We start from the raw sequence: 16,682 nt of genomic DNA on the forward strand, positions 1-16,682 counted from the left end.
GGGGCATGCAGCGTTCAACACACCGCGCGGACCCGGGCACCGGACACGTCGTCGTCATCGGCGGAGGCATCGCCGGTCTCGCCGCCGCCCACCGGCTCCTCGGGGCCGGAGTGCGGGTCACCCTGCTGGAGGCCACCGAGCGCCTCGGCGGGAAGCTCATGACCGGCGAGGTCGCCGGGGTCCAGGTCGACCTGGGCGCCGAGTCGATGCTCGCCCGCCGCCCCGAGGCGGTCGGCCTGGCCCGCGAGGCCGGGCTCGGCGACCGCCTCCAGCCGCCCGCCACGGCGACCGCCTCGGTCTGGACGCGCGGCGCCCTGCGCCCCATGCCCAAGGGCCACGTGATGGGCGTCCCCGGCGACCCGTCCGCGCTCGCCGGACTCCTCACGCCCGAGGGCCTCGCCCGTATCGCCGAGGACCGCGACCTCACCCCGACCCCGGTCGGCGACGACGTCGCGGTCGGCGCGTACGTCGCCGACCGGCTCGGCCGCGAGGTCGTCGACCGGCTCGTCGAGCCGCTGCTCGGCGGGGTGTACGCGGGCGACGCGTACCGGATCTCGATGCGGGCCGCCGTGCCGCAGCTCTTCGAGGCGGCCCGGGAGGGCGGCTCGCTGCTCGACGGGGTGCGCCGCGTCCAGGAGCGGGCCGCCGCCCGGCAGCAGACCGGCCCGGTCTTCCAGGGCATCGAGGGCGGCATCGGCACCCTGCCCGGCGCGGTCGCCGACGCCGTCCGCGCCGCGGGCGGGGAGATCGAGACCGGCACCCCCGTCCTCGGCCTGACCCGTACCGCCGACGGCTGGAACGTCCGCACCGAGGCCCGGACCATCACCGCCGACGGCATCGTGCTCGCCGCCCCCGCCTGGTCCGCCTCCACGCTGCTCGCCGCCGAGTCCCCGGCGGCCTCCGCCGAGCTGGCCGGGGTCGAGTACGCCTCGATGGCACTCGTCACCATGGCCTTCCGCCGCTCCGACGTCGCCGCCACGGACGCGCTGGCGGGCCGCTCCGGCTTCCTCGTCCCCCCGGTCGACGGCCGCACGATCAAGGCCTCCACCTTCTCCACCCACAAGTGGCAATGGGTCGCCGACGCCGCACCGGACCTCTTCGTCCTGCGCACCTCCGTCGGCCGGTACGGCGAGGAGGACCACCTCCACCGCGAGGACCGCGAACTCGTCGACGTGTCACTGCGGGACCTCGCCGAGGCCGCCGGCCTGGCCGCGAAACCCGTGGACACCGAGGTCACCCGCTGGATCGGCGGACTGCCCCAGTACCCCGTCGGCCACCTCGCCCGGGTCGCCCGGATCCGCGAGCAGGTCGCCGCACTGCCCGCGCTGCGGGTCTGCGGGGCGGCCTACGACGGGGTCGGCATCCCGGCCTGCATCGCCAGCGCCCACCGCGCCGCCGACGAGATCGTCACCGAGCTGGCCGAAGAGATCATCGCCACGCCGACCCCGGTTCAGGGCACACGGAGCGAGGCGGGACAATAGCCGTATGAGTGCGACCGAGAAGATTGCCAACGCCGGCAAGAAGGCCAAGGACCTCAACGAGGTCATCCGCTACACGCTGTGGTCCGTCTTCAAGCTGCGCGACGTCCTGCCCGCGGACCGTACGGGCTACGCCGACGAGGTTCAGGAGCTGTTCGACCAGCTCGCGGCCAAGGACATCACCGTCCGCGGCACCTACGACGTGTCAGGCCTGCGCGCCGACGCGGATGTCATGATCTGGTGGCACGCCGAGACGGCGGACGAGCTCCAGGACGCGTACAACCTCTTCCGTCGCACCAAGCTGGGCCGGGCGCTGGAGCCGGTCTGGTCGAACATGGCACTGCACCGCCCCGCCGAGTTCAACAAGTCGCACATCCCGGCGTTCCTCGCCGACGAGACGCCGCGTCACTACATCAGCGTCTACCCCTTCGTGCGCTCCTACGACTGGTACCTGCTGCCCGACGAGGACCGCCGCCGGATGCTCGCGGACCACGGCAAGATGGCCCGCGGCTACCCGGACGTCCGGGCCAACACCGTGGCCTCCTTCGCCCTGGGCGACTACGAGTGGGTCCTCGCCTTCGAGGCGGACGAACTGCACCGCATCGTCGACCTGATGCGCCACCTGCGCGGCTCCGAGGCGCGGATGCACGTCCGCGAGGAGGTCCCGTTCTTCACGGGGCGCAGGAGGTCGGTCGCAGACCTGGTGGCCGGGCTCGCGTAGCGAGCGGGCACGACCACCCCAACCCGGAAGGTCAGAAGGCGGGCACCGGTGCTCAGGCGCCGCCCGTCGTTCCAGCGACACCGGGTTCGGCTCCGGGTGCGGCGCGCGTTCCGCGCGCCGCACCGGCGTCTTTTCCCCGCACCGGCGTCTTTTCCCCGCACCCCGGCTACCGGACCGGCCCGCCGAGCGCCGCCCGCAGGGCCGGATCGTCCACGGCGCGCACGCCGTCCACGGCGAACGCCGCCAGCACCTCGCCTCCCGCCCCGGACACCGGCGCCGCGTGGGCGGCCAGCAGCCGCCATCCGGCCGGTGAGGCCCACGAGTCGTACGGATGGATCTCCATCCGCGCGATGACCAGGCACCCCACCGTCAACGCGAACGGCAGCCCGAACCGGACGAGCAGCGACATCACCGCCCCGCCGGGGCCGTGCTCCTGGCCGGGCATCAGCGCCGTCAGCGCACCCGTCGCGGCCACCAGCAGCGCCGCGCCGCGCACCGCCCGCACCGCGGCGGCGACCTCCCCTCCGACCCCGACGGGCAGCGCCAGCCCCGCCGCGACGAGACGGTCGGCCAGGGCGCGCACCGACTCCGCGGCAGCCGCGGCCTTGCGGACCGGCGGTATCGGGGACTGGCCCCGCGGCCCTATCGCCCGTATCACCGTGCGCTCCATCTCGTCCCGGCCCTCCGGGTCGACGACCGTCGCCCAGCCGGTGTGGGCGAGCAGCAGCCGACGCCGCAGATGCATGGCGACCAGGGTCAGTTCGACCACCCGGTGCGGGCCGCCCGCCAGGAACGCGGTTTCGTACAGGGTCAGTTCACGGCCCGTGCCGTCGTCGGGGGCGGTTTCCCCGGAGGGGCCGGACATGTGGGACAGCAGTCCGGCGCGCGCCGACACCAGGCAGAGCCGTGCGCACGACACGACCGCCACCCCCCACGCGACCAGTACGAAAAGAACCCAGAGCATGGCGGCTTTCTACGGGGGAAAGGCGCGGAAGCCAAGCCCTTTTTCCTCCCGCGGACGAAAAACGGTGCCCCGGCGCTCAGTCGCCGCCACCCCCGCCCCCGCCGCAGCCCCCGCCTCCGCCGCAGCTCGATCCGCCACCGCAGCCGGAACCGCTGTCACCGCCGGAACCACTGTCGCCTCCGCCGCAGCCACCGCCTCCGCCGCCACCGCTTCCGCCCGCGTCGCCGGAGCTGCCGCAGCCGCTGTGGCCGGGGCCCGTACCGGCGCACCACACCACGGGGGCGAGCAGCAGCGCGGAGGCGCCGTCCGCCATGGCCGCCGTGTGCGCCCGGCCCTGCGGGTCCGTGCGGGCCGCCGCGACCAGCTGGGCCCGCAGTTCCGGGTCGGGCAGGGCCCGCAGGCCCCGCGTGGCGACCAGGACGGACGCGTCGGGGACGGTCGCCCGCGCGGCCTGGTACTCCCGGGCGGCCCGCCGCCCGGCCCGGGTGACGCGGCCCCGGGCGCGGGAGGCGCAGACGAAGCCGATGATCATGCCCGCGATCAGGACCGGGATCACCTGGAAGGGGAAGGGCACACCGCCGTCCGGGGCCAGCTCGTCGGACAGGGCGTCCTGGACGGTCGCCACGATGGTGAGTGGTACGGCCAGCAGGCAGACCAGCCCCTGGGCGAGGCCCCAGCGGTGCCAGGTCTTCCCCGTGCCGGGTACGACCAGCAGCCCCCGGGCCGCGAGCCCGTCGCCGGTCTCCTGCACGGCCGGGTGCCGCATCACCGCCGCACGCAGGCTGTGCAGCGCCCCGGTGGGTGCCTGCGCCAGCTCCTGGAGGACGGCGCGCTCCACCGGGTCACGGCCCTCGGCCCGCTGGACGGCGACGATTCCGGGGCCGCCGATCGTGAGCCGCCCGTCCGTCGCCATCGCGGTGAGCGCGGTGTCCGCCACTCTGCCCGGACCACTGCCGAGGAACGCCGCCTCGTAGCGGTCGTGCACGGGGCCGCCGGGGCTCTGGGGGCCGCGACGGGCGCGGACGAGCCCGGTGATGAGCAGGACGGAGGAGATCACGACGGCGAGATGCGCCGTCAGGGCCAGGGTGTTCACGCCGGTCGCCTTCCGGTCAGGGCCGCGCGGGCGGCGCGGAGCAGCAGGGTGGTGCGGCTGGGCGGGCGGGCGCCCGCGCGGTCCTGCCACCAGTGGGTCAGCCGGCGCCGGGCCGCCGCGTCGGCGGGCTGGCCGGCGAGCAGCAGGGATTCGGCGAAGTCCAGGGCGTCGCGCCGGTATCCGGCGGACATCGGCCGGGATCCGGCGTACGCGAGGAAGGCACGGCGGTAGCCGGAGCCCAGGATCCCCGGCAGTTCGGGTGCCACCTTGGCCACGACTCCGGCCCGCTTGGCGGCCAGGGCGCGGCTCTGGACCCTCAGCCGGTCCCGGTCGAAGCCCGCGGGGGCGGGGCCCTGGGCGACCAGCGCGGCGAGCAGCCCGTGCTGGGCGGCGGCGACCCGGTCGCGGGCGGCCTCCCCGGTGGGCGGGGCCGAAGCCGCCGGGACGGGCGTACGGGCCCGTGGCGCGCGCTGCCGGGGAGTGGCCGCCGCCCGGTCCAGAGTGGCCCGGACCAGGTCCAGCTCGCCCGCCAGTTCGCCAGCCGGGGGAAAGTCGTCGTCACGCTCCAGCAGGACGCCCGGCGGGTCGGTCCGTGAGCGCAGCTCGGCGAGGACGTCGAGGACCGGCGCGGTCACCGGGTGCGCGTGGGTGTCGTGCCAGACGCCGTCCTTCTCGACGCCGCCCGCCACATGGACGTACGCGATGGCCTCCACCGGCAGCTCGTCGAGCGCGGTGGCCGGGTCCTCGCCCCGGTTGACGTGGTTGGTGTGCAGATTGGCGACGTCGATCAGCAGCCGGACCCCGGTGCGCTCGACCAGCTCCGCCAGGAACTGGCCCTCGGTCAGCTCCTCGCCGGGCCAGGCGACCAGCGCCGCGATGTTCTCCAGGGCCAGCGGCACCGGCAGCGAGTCCTGTGCGACGCGCACGTTCTCGCACAGCACGTCCAGCGCGTCCCGGGTCCGCGGCACGGGCAGCAGATGGCCCGCCTCCAGACCGGGCGCCCCGATGCGCGGCCCCCCGGCCCGTACGAACGCGATGTGCTCGGTCACCAGCGGCGCGCCCAGCAGTTCGGCACGGGCGGCGAGGTCGGCGAGCCGCCCCGCGTCGGGGCGCTCCGCCCCGCCGAGCCCGAGCGAGACGCCGTGCGGCACGACCGTGACCCCGCGCTCCCTGAGCCGTACCAGCGAATCCGGCAGATGGCCGGGGCAGAGGTTCTCCGCCACGGCCTCCACCCAGTCGATCCCGGGCAGCGCCTCGACGGCGTCCGCGATCTCCGGCCGCCAGCCGATCCCGATCCCCAGCTTCATGCCCGCCCCCTCTCCGCTCCGCCACCTCGTGCGGCATTCCGTACCCGGCTCATGGCCCCGCACGGCAGTGGCGAATCCGAACGGAAGGACGTTCAGAGCTGCATCTGAGGTTCCGGTTTCAGGCCGGAACGGTTGCGGGCGCCGCACCGGAGGCGATTCCGGTGCGGCGCCCGTTGGTGCCGGTCGTGTGCTACTTGAGGCGGTAGGCCCGGTCGATGGTCTCGACCGTGCGGCTGCCCGCGCCGTCCCAGAGTTCGGCCCTGACGGCCACGTACCCGTTCGTCGCGGAGAGCTTCGGGTGCCGGTAGGAGACCCGGAAGGAGTCCGCGTCCGTGCGCGTGACGGTGGCCGCCTTCCAGGTCGTGCCGCCGTCGTAGCTGACCGAGACCTTCGCCCCGGCCAGCTTCGTCGGGCCCTGCCAGCCGGTGGCCCGGTAGCCGTCCAGGGTGAAGGAGTAGGCGGAGTTCGCCCGTACCTGGTCGAGGAGGTCGGCCGTCATGCCGTAGTGGGTGGTGATGACGGGGAGCGGCTCACAGGTGGAGACCACGCCGGCGAAGTCGGCGCAGGCCTCCTCGGAGAACCCGCTCGGGGTGTCCGCCGTGAACGAGTACTGGGCGCGGGAGGTCCCGGCGGTGTCGAACATGCCCTCGTCCGCCTCGCCGAAGGGGAGCTCGATGTCCACCCGGTAGTCCGCCTTGCCCTTGACGGTCCACGGACTCTCGTCTCCGACGCGCCGGCCGTCGCGGTAGAACGCCAGCGCGAGGCCGGGGACCGAGTCCATGTAGTGCTCGGGGTCGGAGTCGGCGGCGGCGCCCGGCATCAGGATGATTCCGGCGTCGGTGCTGCAGAAGTTGCACGACATCCAGCTGCCCAGCGGGGCCGCGTGAAGGGCCGGACCGAACCAGTCCTCGACGACGGAGCGTCCGGCGCGCGGGGTCTCGATCCGCCCGTGCATCTGGGAGCGGTAGATCCCGACGGCGACGTGCTGCTGGTACGTCAGGCCCCCCTTCGCGTAGACGAGGTCCTCACGCGACTGTCCCCGGTAGACGGTCTCCGGCGTCCGCAGGGAGACGGTGTTCGTCCCCTTGGGGCCCCACACGTCCTGCACGTATTCGGTGGGCTTCTCCTCGCCGTAGCCGTGGAAGGCATTGGTCACCGAGGCGAAGTCGGTGCGCCGGGCCGTGGCCTTGAGGTCGGCGGGAACCCCGTCGAAGGTCCACTGCCCGGAGTAGGCGTAGGCCGACTCCTTGCGGCCGTGCAGGGTGACGGTGACGGGCTTCTTCTTGCCCGCCGCGGCGATACGGGCGGCGAGTTCCTTTCCGTCCCTCTGGGTGAGCCCGGCGAACGGGATTCTCAGCCCGTCGCCGACGGAGGTGAAGACGCTGCGGTCGGTGACCCGGGCGACGAGCACCGCGGCGGCACCGGCGTCGTCCAGGTCACCGGCGAGCGGCCCGGCATCGGACGGGAAGTCGTTGTGCACGAGCACGGCCTTGCCCCGGATGTCCTTGCCCGCCAGTTCCTCGGCACTGCCCCCGCCGACGTCGACGAGCGGGAGCTTCCTGGTGCCGTCGAAGCGTACGAGGTTGCTGGGGGCCCGCAGGGTCAGGTCGAAGCCCTTGGGGCCGGTGACCTCGCCGGTGAGCAGCGGCTGCCGCTCACGCTGGTAGAAGGTCGAGGACAGGGTGCCCGTGTGCGGCTTCTCCGCGGGGATCGCGCCGAAGTGCCCGGTGGTGTTGGAGGCGTCACCGGCGACGGCGACACCGGAGGAGCGTCCGTCCGGGGCGGTACGCCGCAACTGGTAGGTGAGAGTGGAGGCCTGGAGGGGGCGCCGCTCTCCGGTGACGTCCAGCTGGAAGTCCTTCGCCCGGGTGGCGTCGGCGGTCGTCGTGACCGGCTTGTCGGTGACCGTCACCTCCGGGAGGCTGAACAGGTCGACGGCGTCGGCGTATCCGGGATAGTAGCCGAGGTCCCCGGTGGTGATCTCGCCGAAGACCGCGTACCGCCCCGGGGAGACGCGCAGCCTGAGGGTGGCGAGGCTGTCCATGGGGAACGTCTCGTAGTAGGCGCTGTCGAGCCCCATGACGATGACCAGGCCGCGGTCGGGGGTGTTGCCGTTGCGGTCCTTGAGGTTGATGTTCATGCCGTAGCGCGGGGCTTCCTTGGTGAAGCCGAGAGCGGCGTGGGCCGTCGCGCCGTCCGTGCCGGTCGCGGTGATCTCACCCGTGTACGTGCCCGCGTCCAGGAGGTTGGGGTCGAGGACGACGGGTATGTCGGCGCTGCCGCCGGCGGGTACGGTCACCTCGTCCTTGCCGAAGGTCAGCGAGCCGTCGGCCGGGGAGCCCTGGAAGACGCGGGCGGCGAGCTTCACGGTCTGTGCCGCGCCGGTGGGGTTGCTGACGGTGAGGGTGCGGGTGCGCTTCTCGTACGTGGCGTCCGCGCCTTCGTACCAGGTCATCCCGAAGTCCGCCGGGCCGGAGAGGTCGAGCCGGGCGTCGAGGGAGGCGGCGACGTTCACCCGGCCGCTGCCCTGCTCGAAGACGGTGGCGTCGGCGGACCGCTCGGTGTGCGACGTCAGCGCCGCCTTCAGCCGCTCGCCGGTCCAGTCCGGGTGCCGCTGCGCCAGGATGGCGGCGGCTCCGGAGACGTGCGGGGTGGCCATCGACGTACCGTTCGCCGACGTGTAGTTGTCGTCGACAACGGTGCCCATGGCGGTACCGGCCGCACGGGCGGCGACGATTCCGACACCGGGCGCCGTGACATCGGGCTTGAGCCCGTGGTCGTAGGTGCGCGGGCCGCGGCTGGAGAAGTCCGCCATCACGTCGGACTTGTCGACGGCGCCGACCGTCAGGGCCGCGTCCGCGGCGCCGGGGCTGCCGAGGGTGGACTCTCCCGGGCCTTCGTTGCCCGCGGCGACCACGAACAGCGAGTCGCTCGACGCGCTCAGCCGGTTGACCGCCTCCGTGGACGGGTTGTCCTCGGGGTCACCCGGGGAACCCAGGCTCATGCTGATGATGTCGGCGCCCTGGTCGACCGCCCATTCCATGCCCGCTATCACGCCGGAGTCCGGCCCCGATCCGCTGTCGCCGAGGACCTTGCCGATCAGCAGGTCGGCGCCCGGGGCGACCCCCTTGTACCGTCCGTCCGAGGCGGCGCCGCTGCCCGCGACGGTGGACGCGACATGGGTGCCGTGCCCGTGGCCGTCCTGCACGGTGGCGGCGCCGTCGATGAAGCTCTTCGCGGTGACGACCCGGCCCTTGACGTCGGGGTGGTTGAGGTCGACGCCGGTGTCGAGAATGGCGACCTTGACCCCGGTCCCGTCATACCCCGCCGCCCAGGCCTCGGGGGCGTGGATCTGGGGAACGCTCGTGTCCAGCGTCACCTTGGCCGGTGCGTCGTACCAGATCTTGGCGACCCCGGACCCGGCGGCGGCGGTCCGCTTCGTCCCGTTCTTCCCGGCGGTCCGGTCGGGCCGGGCGGCCTTCCAGAAGGAGGCCGCCCCGTGCTTCTTGACGTGGACGGCGGCCATGCCCATCCGGCGGAGCAGGACGCCGGGCTTGCCGGAGGGGAGCTGACGTGCGCGTTCGCCCAGCTCGGCGCGGGAGGGCTTGTCGTCGTACGAGACGATCACGGGCAGCGTGCTGTCCTTGGAGTCCCCGTGCCCGTCCTTGAGCAACTGGGTGACGTTGAACAGCCGCCGGTCCAGGGTGCGGGAGGCGAGCGGGGCCAGCGCCTCGGTCGGGTACACGTACAGGTCGCCGTCGGGGTCGGTGACGGTCTGGAACGTCGTCGCGTTTCCGGGCGCGGGGGTGACGGTCACGGAGCTGCGGCCGTCCGCCCCCTTCGTCACGGACACGGTGTCCCCGGTGATGAGGGTGACCAGGGAGGGCTTGGCCTTCTGCGCGGCCTTCGGCGAAAGGCTGCCCGCAGGGCTGCTGGTGGCGGGTGCTCCCATCGCTGATCCGGGACTGAGCCCGGGTATCAGCATGCCGCTGGCGAGCACGGCCGTGACGGCGATCAGCCGTCTTCCGTGTATGCCGCTTGAGGGTGTCGGCACGTACTTCTCCTTGGGTGAAGGACGGAACGGGTACGGGAAGAAAAGAGCGCACGCCGGCATTCGGGCAGGGGGAACCACGGGAAGGGGAAGGGGGAGGAGGGGAAGGCCCGGACGGACGGCGCATCCGGAGGCTATAGCCCGTCGGAGCTGGGGCTGAAGACCATTCCGTGGCGCATATGCGCCAGTTGTGAAGGCCGGGGCTGCTGAGGCGCGGCGGATAGACCCGCACGTCGCGGCGCCCGCGTAGGGCGGTCCGCGCCGTCGCACATCACGTCGTGGCGCCCGCGTGCGGCGGTTCGCCTTGTCAGGTCACGCCGGAGGGGCGACGTACGGCGGTTAGCCCCGTCACGTCACGTCGTGGCGCCCGTGTACGGCGATACGCCCCGTCAGGTCACGCCGGAGGGGCCGCGCGTGCCGGGGCGCCCCGGCACGCGCGCCGTGGAGGGATCGGCGCGGTCGCGTGCCGCCGCCGCTATCCCCGTGCCGGTTCCGGGTCCGGGGCGCCGCACGACACATCCACCCAGCCCCGGCGGGCCGCGTACCAGCCGAGCTGCATCCGGGTCGCCACTCCGGCCCGGTCCATCAGTCCGCGTGCGCGGCGCAGTACGGTGCGCCGTCCGACGCCCAGGTGCCGGGCGATGGCGTCATCGGTCAGCCCGCCGAGCAGCAGGGTCAGCAACCGCTTGTCCGCGTCGCCCAGTTCGTCCCGCTCGGCCCGGGGCGCGGGGGTGCCGTGGTCGAAGGGCGCGCTGTCGGCCCAGACCCGTTCGAACAGCTCGACCAGGCCGTCGAGCAGCGGGCCGGAATCCACGATCACCAGGTCCCCGGGACTGCCCGCGCGGTCACTCTCGCCGAAGGCGCAGGTGAAGGCGTGCTCCCGGTCGATGATCATCATCTTCATCGGCAGCCGGGCCGTCACCCGCGCCTGCTCCCCGGCCCCCAGGCACTGGTCGATGCGCGTCATGGCCCCCGGGTACTCGATCGCCTCCCGGCCGTAGACGGTGCGGTACGAGACCCCGTCCGACAACCGGTCCAGCTGGACCGCGTTGTCCACGGACCAGTAGGGGGGCGCGTCGAAGTACAGCACCTCGCGCCGGGCGCGTTGCTGGAGCCGTGCCGCGTGGACCGGCGCGGTCGGGCGCGACATGCCCGGGACCGTTCCGCCCCTCGTGCCGATGCCGATGCCGGTCACCGTCCCGCCCTGCCGCAGCCTCTCGCGGACTCGGCCTCCGTCACCGCGCAGGCCCGGACTGTCCGGCATCGCGACCCCTCTCATCAGGACTCCTCTCATGAATCCTGAGAGGGTATTCGTTCGCTGGCAAGGGTATGCGTTGTCCGGAATCGGATTGATGACACGTTTGATCGGTGGCACGGCGGGCAGGTGCCCGGCGCCTTCGCGGGCATGCCGAGGGGAGGAGGCAGGGGGCGACCGCCCCTTCGGTCCCTTCCCCGTTCAGTCGCGCCGCAGGGCCGGATGGTCGGCGACCACCGTGCACGAGCCGGGGGCGATCTCGGTGAACCCGGCGTCCCGCACCACCGGCAGCCCGCTGGTCGTGAGCTCCTGCCACCGCTCCGGCGCGGCGGTGGCGACCGCGAGCGGGAAGCCCGCCTCGCGCCACGCCTTGCGCTGCGTGTCCGACAGCTCCCACCACGCGAGCTGCGCCCCGTGCCCGGCCTGTGCCATGGCCTTGCCCGCCGACATGTCCAGCTCCGGGCTGAGCCAGAGGACCGGGCCCGCGAGGTCCGGCGCGGCGGGCGGCTCGGGGTCGTCCAGGTCCGTCCCCGACACCTGGAGCTTGGCCAGTTCCTTCGGCCAGCCGTCCAGCGGCACCGGCGGGAAGACCCGCACCTCGGCGCTCTGGCCGGTCACCGTGATGCCGGGCAGCGCGGACGCCTTGCGCCACTCCGCGCCGCGCGCCCGCCGCACCACCTTGCGGATGCGGGCGTCCTGCCAGTCGCGCATCGCCCTCGCCCACGCGCCCTCGCCCTCCGAGCGCTCGTCGGAGAGCATCACGAGCACCGCGCGGGCGGCCGTCCGCAGGGCGTCGGTCCGCGCCGGGGGTGCCGTCTTCTCGATGTGCACGACGAGCGGCAGCACGTACTGCGGCGCCTCGTCACGGCTGGTGCTCTCCGGCACGAACGGGGATCCGGGCACGGCGGGGGATCCGGGCGCGGACGGGGATACGGGAATGTCTTCGCTGCTCACCCCTACCAGTCTGCCAGCCCCCGGGAAGCCGTTTGTTGGCGGAATGAAAGGCTCCGGGTGAGGATGCACCGCATGAAGAGCGATCTCTTTTCCACCGAGAACATGGCGCAGCCGGCGACGGCCCCGGGGATGACCCTGCAGAACGCCAAATCCATCAAGTACGCCGTCAACGGCGAGATGCACGCCCGCCAGGGCGCGATGATCGCCTTCCGGGGCAATCTCCAGTTCGAGCGCAAGGGCCAGGGCATAGGCGGCATGCTCAAGCGGGCCGTCACCGGTGAGGGCCTGCCGCTGATGGCGGTCCGGGGCCAGGGCGAGGCATGGTTCGCGCACGAGGCCGCCAACTGTTTCATCGTGGAGATGGAGCACGGCGACGTCCTCACGATCAACGGCCGTAACGTGCTCTGCTTCGACCCCACGCTCGCCTACGAGATCAAGACGGTGAAGGGCGCCGGGATGGCGGGCGGCGGACTCTTCAACAGCGTCTTCACCGGATACGGCAAGCTCGGCCTGATGTGTGAGGGTCACCCCATCGTGATCCCCGTCAGCCCGCAGCAGCCGGTCTGCGTCGACACCGACGCGGTGGTCGGCTGGAGCGCCAACCTGACTACCTCGCTGCACCGTTCGCAGAGCTTCGGCTCGATGATCCGCGGCGGTTCCGGCGAGGCCGTCCAGCTGCGTCTGGACGGCGAGGGCTTCGTGATCGTACGGCCCAGCGAGGCCAAGCCCGAGAAGGCGACGGCCAACTGAGGCTGTCCGGTGTGGGCCGACGCTACGGCCTTCGCGGACCATGGGTGCTGCGCGGGATCGACCTCGACCTGCCCGCGCGCGCCCTGATCCGGGTCGAGGGCGCCAACGGCACCGGGAAGTCGACCCTGCTGCGGCTGCTCGCCGGGATCGACGCCCCGACGGAGGGCAGGATCACCGGCCGCCGCCCGCGTACGGCGTACGTCCCCGAGCGCTTCCCGGCCGCGCTGCCGTTCACCGCGACCGGCTATCTCGTCCACCTCGGCCGCGTCCACGGACTGCGGGGCGCCGAGGCGGCGGACCGCGCGCGGAGCTGGCTCGACCGATTCGGAGCCGCCGCCCACGCCCGTACGCCGCTCGCGGAGCTCTCCAAGGGCACCAGTCAGAAGGTGGCCGTCGCCCAGGCGTTCCTCGCCGATCCGGAGCTGCTGATCCTGGACGAGGCGTGGACCGGGCTGGACACCGCGGCCCGCGCCGGGCTTGACCGGGCCGTGGCCGAACGGGTGGCGGCCGGTGCCACGGTCGTCTACGTCGACCACGGCCCGCGCGGGTTCGCCGGGGCGGCCGACACCGTGCTCCGGGTCGAGAACGGCACCCTGAGCACCGCCGCCCCCGCGCGCCCGGCCGCGCGGACCGCGCCCCGGGTACGGATCGAGGTGTCCGGCCCGCCCGGTGCCCCGCTCCCCACCGGACTCCCGGGCTGCCCGGAGCACACCCCGGCACCCGGCGGGGGAGTCCTGCTCACCGTCGGGGCCGACCACTCCGACGCACTGCTGCGGGCCCTGCTCACCGCGCACCCGCCCTGGCACATCGGCCGTCTGACCGTCGCCCCCGGCCGGGCGGAGGAGGCCCCGGCGGCCGGCCCGCCCCCGCCCTCGGTCCCGCCCTCGCCCCCGCCCCCTGAGGCACCATGACCGCTCTCGTGCGTTACCAGGCCGCCCTGCTGACCCGTTCCCAGCGCTGGCTCGCCCCGGTCCTGCTGTACGCGGCCTTCGTCGTCACCGGAGTGGGCTGGGGGCAGCCGGTCCTCGACTCGCTCGGCTACGCCGCCGCGGGGCTGCTGCCCGTCACCGCCTGGCTCGTCCAGCTCTGCGCCACCCAGGAGCCGCCCGCCGCCCGGACCGTCACCGCCGCCGCGGTGGGGTCACCGAGGGCGCATCTGGCGTCGCTGCTGGCCGGGCTCGGCTGTGCGGGGCTGCTGGGTGCGCTCGTCATCCCGGTCGTGCTGCTGGTCAGCCGCCCTGCCGGTGCCGACGGCTCGGTACGGGTGGCGACGCTGTCCGCCGGGGCGGCCGGGCTGCTCGCCACCGCCTGCTGTGTGCTGACGGGGGCGGCGGTCGGCGCGCTGTGTACCCGGCCGCTGCTGCGCCGGCGCGGCTGGCGCCTGGCGGGGACCGTGCTCCTCGCGCTGTCGGCCCTGGTGGCCGACGGCTCTCCCGCGAACACCGCGGTGCGGGGCCTGGTCACCGGGTCGCGGACGGGCGTGGTGCACCTGCCGGTCGTGCCCCTGGCCGTCGCCGTCGTCCTCGCCGCCGCGGTGGCGGTGCTCGCCTGCCGGAGGGCGGCGGCCTGACGGCGGAGGCTGGCCCGGTCCTCAGGCCGTCGTCGCCCGGATCAGGTCGGAGACCTTCACGAAGCGGTAGCCGCGCCTGCGCAGCTCCGGGACGATCTGGCGCACCGCGTCCGCGGTGACCGGCGCGGCGCTGCGGGTGCAGTGCATGACGACCAGGGAGCCTGGCCGCACCCCGGCCAGCACCTGGGCGGCCACCGCGTCCGCGTCGGTGGCGAAGGCGTCACCGCTGACCACGTCCCACTGCACCGCCGTCATCCGCTCGGGCGCGAGCGCGTGCAGCGAGGCGCCGTCGTAGCAGCCGCCCGGGAAGCGGAAGTACGGCACGGTACGCCGCACCCCGGCCTTCCGGAACGCGGCGGCGGCCCGCGCCACGTCGGCGCGCATGTCACGCCCCGCCACCGTCGGCAGCCCGTAGCAGGGCGAGACGAAGGCGTCATGGCTGTACGAGTGGTTGGCGACCTCGAAGAGCGGGTCGGCGCCGATGGACCGGGCCTGGTCGGGGTACTCCTCGGCCCAGCGCCCCGTCATGAACACCGTCGCGGGTACCTTGCGGTCCCGCAGCAGCGCGATCAGGGCGGGATGGTCGAAGGGCTCGCCGGCCGCCGCGCGCGCCCCTTCGGCGGCGGTCATGTCGGCGTCGAAGGTCAGCGCCACCACCTTCCCGCCGGTCCGGGGCCCGTGGGAGAAGACCGGGGTCAGCGCGCCCGGACCGGGTGCCAGGGTCGGCGGCGGGGCCGGGGCCGCGTGCGAGGGCGAACGGACCGGTGCGGGGGAGCGGTCCACGGCCGCGGGGGCGACGGTGGAGTCACCGTCGCCCCCGCAGCCGGTGAGACTGCCGAGCAGCGCCCCGAGAACGGCGAGAGCGGCACTTTTCCGAGCGGGACCAGTCACCAGCGGAAAATATCCGGTTATCTGATGTATGGGTGTGCGCGGCGCCGCCCCACGGCCGGAGCCGTGCCAGGATTCACCCGGCCCGTCGTATCACCGTCAGCGCCTGTCAGCGCCCGTCCCCGCCGACCGCCGACCGCCGACCGCCGACCGCCGACCGTCCCCGGTGACCGGTGACCGGTGACCGGTGACCGCCGAGCCCCGGCCGCCGACCGTCGGCCGCCGGGGCCGTCACCGCTTACCGCTTACCGCCAGGGCCCCGTCACCGCGAACGTCGTCCCCGGGGTGTAGCAGTTCACGTACATCGTCGAGAGGTCCGGGGCGAAGGTGACTCCGGCGAACTCGCCCCACTCGGGCTTGTCCGGCGTACCGATGTTCTGCCGCCCCCGTGCCATCGCGTAGACGTCGCCGCCCCGCGTCAGGCCGAACACGTGCTGGGCGCCGTCGCCGTCCTCGCACACCATCAGCCCGCCGTCCGGGGCGAGGCAGATGTTGTCGGGGGACTCGCCCGGCAGCTGTACGTCCTTCCCCGCACCGAAGACGATCACGAGCGTGAGGCGGCGCCGCTTCGGCTCGTACCGCCACACCTGGCCGTGGTGGTCGGCGGCCGAGCCCTCGCCGCTGCGCGCGAAGCTGGACACGAAGTACACCGAGGAGCCGCCCCAGTAGCAGCCCTCCAGCTTCTGGGCGTGCGTGATGCCCTTGGGACCGAAGTCCTGGAAGCGGATGGGGGTGCTGTCCGCCAGCGGGTCGGGTACGGCCGCCCACTCGACGCCCTCGAAGCTCGTCCCGGCCTCCTGGACCGCGGAGAGGTCCGGTACGCCGGGCACCCGCATGGCCTCCAGATGCCCACCGGCCCGCAGCGAGCCGGTGCCGCCGAGCGGCTTGTCCGGCAGGAAGCGGTAGAAGAGCCCGAAGGGTTTGTCGAAGGCGTCCTCCGTCTCGTAGACGATCCCGGTCCGCGGGTCGATCGCGATGGCCTCGTGCTGGAACCGGCCCATCGCGGTGAGCGGCACGGCCCCGGTGCGGCGCGGGTCGGCGCCGTCCACCTCGAAGATGAAGCCGTGGTCCTTGGTGTAGCCGTTGGTGCCCGCTCTGTCCTCGGTCTCCTCGCAGGTCAGCCAGGTGTTCCAGGGGGTACGGCCGCCCGCGCAGTTCACCGCCGTCCCGGCGATGGCGACGCGCTCGCCCAGGACGTTGTTGCGGCCGTCCAGCTCCAGGGCCGTGCAGCCGCCCTTGCCCATCGGGTCGTAGGTGAGGCCCTCGACGACGGGGACCGGGATGCGCGCGGTGACCCGGTTCTCGTGGTTGCGGACCAGGTGGACATGGCCGTGGCGGCCCGCGAAGGCGGCCATCCCGTCGTGGTTGCTGGGTACGAGGCCCTCGCCGGAGCGGAGCAGCCCGCCCTCCCGGGACAGCACCCGGTAGCGGAAGCCCTTCGGGAGGTCGAGCAGTCCGTCGGGGTCGGGCACGAGCGGCCCGTATCCCGCGTGTCCCCGGGCGGCGGCGGTGCCCGCGAAGAGCTCGGAGAACGCCCCCGTGAAGGCGATCGAGGCGACGGCCGCACCCGTACCGGCCAGCACGTGACGACGGCTGGCGACCAGGCGGGACGCTTCCCCGGCGGCGACCGGGCGGGATGCTTCCCCGACGC

General features: G+C 73.8%; 13 protein-coding genes. 5 read left to right on the forward strand and 8 right to left on the reverse strand.

Annotation, left to right across the window (positions count from 1 at the left end; all coding sequences use genetic code 11):
* The first annotated feature begins 5 nt into the window (after positions 1-5).
* Together hemG and hemQ are read left to right on the forward strand one after the other, a co-directional pair.
* Entirely contained in the window at positions 6-1,481 is a 1,476-nt protein-coding gene (hemG, locus tag ACFVWY_RS27350) for a protoporphyrinogen oxidase (protein ID WP_389877107.1), read from the forward strand.
* A gap of 4 nt (positions 1,482-1,485) precedes the next feature.
* Entirely contained in the window at positions 1,486-2,199 is a 714-nt protein-coding gene (hemQ, locus tag ACFVWY_RS27355) for a hydrogen peroxide-dependent heme synthase (protein WP_389877108.1), read from the forward strand.
* A 166-nt stretch (positions 2,200-2,365) separates the two neighbouring features.
* On the opposite strand, the gene ACFVWY_RS27360 is transcribed toward hemQ, so the two are convergent.
* The 6 genes from ACFVWY_RS27360 to ACFVWY_RS27385 all read right to left on the reverse strand — a co-directional run bounded on the left by ACFVWY_RS27360 (position 2,366) and on the right by ACFVWY_RS27385 (position 11,823).
* Complete coding sequence (locus tag ACFVWY_RS27360; protein WP_389877109.1) at positions 2,366-3,163, reverse strand: TIGR04222 domain-containing membrane protein; 798 nt, start codon at positions 3,161-3,163, stop codon at positions 2,366-2,368.
* 76 nt (positions 3,164-3,239) lie between these two features.
* Complete coding sequence (locus tag ACFVWY_RS27365) at positions 3,240-4,256, reverse strand: TIGR04222 domain-containing membrane protein (protein ID WP_389877111.1); 1,017 nt, start codon at positions 4,254-4,256, stop codon at positions 3,240-3,242.
* Complete coding sequence (locus ACFVWY_RS27370; RefSeq protein ID WP_389877113.1) at positions 4,253-5,563, reverse strand: DUF692 domain-containing protein; 1,311 nt, start codon at positions 5,561-5,563, stop codon at positions 4,253-4,255. The genes ACFVWY_RS27365 and ACFVWY_RS27370 overlap by 4 nt, the downstream gene beginning before the upstream one ends.
* Before the next feature lie 190 nt (positions 5,564-5,753).
* Positions 5,754-9,617, reverse strand: a complete 3,864-nt coding sequence (locus ACFVWY_RS27375; protein WP_389877114.1) for a S8 family serine peptidase — start codon at positions 9,615-9,617, stop codon at positions 5,754-5,756.
* Positions 9,618-10,089: 472 nt separating this feature from the next.
* A complete protein-coding gene (locus tag ACFVWY_RS27380; RefSeq protein ID WP_389877116.1) occupies positions 10,090-10,893 on the reverse strand; it encodes a hypothetical protein in 804 nt (267 codons plus the stop codon).
* A 177-nt stretch (positions 10,894-11,070) separates the two neighbouring features.
* Positions 11,071-11,823 (reverse strand): peptidyl-tRNA hydrolase, encoded by a 753-nt coding sequence (locus ACFVWY_RS27385; RefSeq protein ID WP_389877118.1) that lies wholly within the window; start codon positions 11,821-11,823, stop codon positions 11,071-11,073.
* A gap of 72 nt (positions 11,824-11,895) precedes the next feature.
* On the opposite strand from ACFVWY_RS27385, the gene ACFVWY_RS27390 reads away from it, so the two are divergent.
* The 3 genes from ACFVWY_RS27390 to ACFVWY_RS27400 are packed head-to-tail and all read left to right on the forward strand — an operon-like array spanning position 11,896 to position 14,143.
* A complete protein-coding gene (locus tag ACFVWY_RS27390; RefSeq protein ID WP_389877120.1) occupies positions 11,896-12,573 on the forward strand; it encodes an AIM24 family protein in 678 nt (225 codons plus the stop codon).
* Positions 12,570-13,484 (forward strand): ATP-binding cassette domain-containing protein, encoded by a 915-nt coding sequence (locus ACFVWY_RS27395; protein ID WP_389877172.1) that lies wholly within the window; start codon positions 12,570-12,572, stop codon positions 13,482-13,484. The genes ACFVWY_RS27390 and ACFVWY_RS27395 overlap by 4 nt, the downstream gene beginning before the upstream one ends.
* The gene (locus ACFVWY_RS27400; protein WP_389877121.1) at positions 13,481-14,143 is read left to right on the forward strand and encodes an ABC transporter; all 663 of its coding nucleotides are present in this window, start codon (positions 13,481-13,483) and stop codon (positions 14,141-14,143) included. The genes ACFVWY_RS27395 and ACFVWY_RS27400 overlap by 4 nt, the downstream gene beginning before the upstream one ends.
* A gap of 21 nt (positions 14,144-14,164) precedes the next feature.
* Here the strand turns inward: ACFVWY_RS27400 and ACFVWY_RS27405 are convergent, their stop codons facing one another.
* Both ACFVWY_RS27405 and ACFVWY_RS27410 read right to left on the reverse strand, forming a co-directional pair.
* Positions 14,165-15,034, reverse strand: coding sequence for a polysaccharide deacetylase family protein (locus ACFVWY_RS27405; RefSeq protein ID WP_389877123.1), 870 nt, complete (start codon positions 15,032-15,034; stop codon positions 14,165-14,167).
* A gap of 242 nt (positions 15,035-15,276) precedes the next feature.
* The gene (locus tag ACFVWY_RS27410) at positions 15,277-16,635 is read right to left on the reverse strand and encodes an alkaline phosphatase PhoX (RefSeq protein WP_389877174.1); all 1,359 of its coding nucleotides are present in this window, start codon (positions 16,633-16,635) and stop codon (positions 15,277-15,279) included.
* Positions 16,636-16,682: the final 47 nt, after the last annotated feature.

It is taken from the genome of Streptomyces sp. NPDC058195 (assembly GCF_042883525.1).
Taxonomy (GTDB): domain Bacteria; phylum Actinomycetota; class Actinomycetes; order Streptomycetales; family Streptomycetaceae; genus Streptomyces.

Excerpts from the sequence above, each read along its gene's own strand:
- hemG (WP_389877107.1), top strand. The coding sequence starts at position 6 with ATGCAGCGTTCAACACACCGCGCGGACCCGGGCACCGGACACGTCGTC.
- hemQ (WP_389877108.1), top strand. The coding sequence starts at position 1,486 with ATGAGTGCGACCGAGAAGATTGCCAACGCCGGCAAGAAGGCCAAGGAC.
- ACFVWY_RS27360 (WP_389877109.1), bottom strand. The coding sequence starts at position 3,163 with ATGCTCTGGGTTCTTTTCGTACTGGTCGCGTGGGGGGTGGCGGTCGTG.
- ACFVWY_RS27370 (WP_389877113.1), bottom strand. The coding sequence starts at position 5,563 with ATGAAGCTGGGGATCGGGATCGGCTGGCGGCCGGAGATCGCGGACGCC.
- ACFVWY_RS27380 (WP_389877116.1), bottom strand. The coding sequence starts at position 10,893 with ATGAGAGGGGTCGCGATGCCGGACAGTCCGGGCCTGCGCGGTGACGGA.
- ACFVWY_RS27390 (WP_389877120.1), top strand. The coding sequence starts at position 11,896 with ATGAAGAGCGATCTCTTTTCCACCGAGAACATGGCGCAGCCGGCGACG.
- ACFVWY_RS27400 (WP_389877121.1), top strand. The coding sequence starts at position 13,481 with ATGACCGCTCTCGTGCGTTACCAGGCCGCCCTGCTGACCCGTTCCCAG.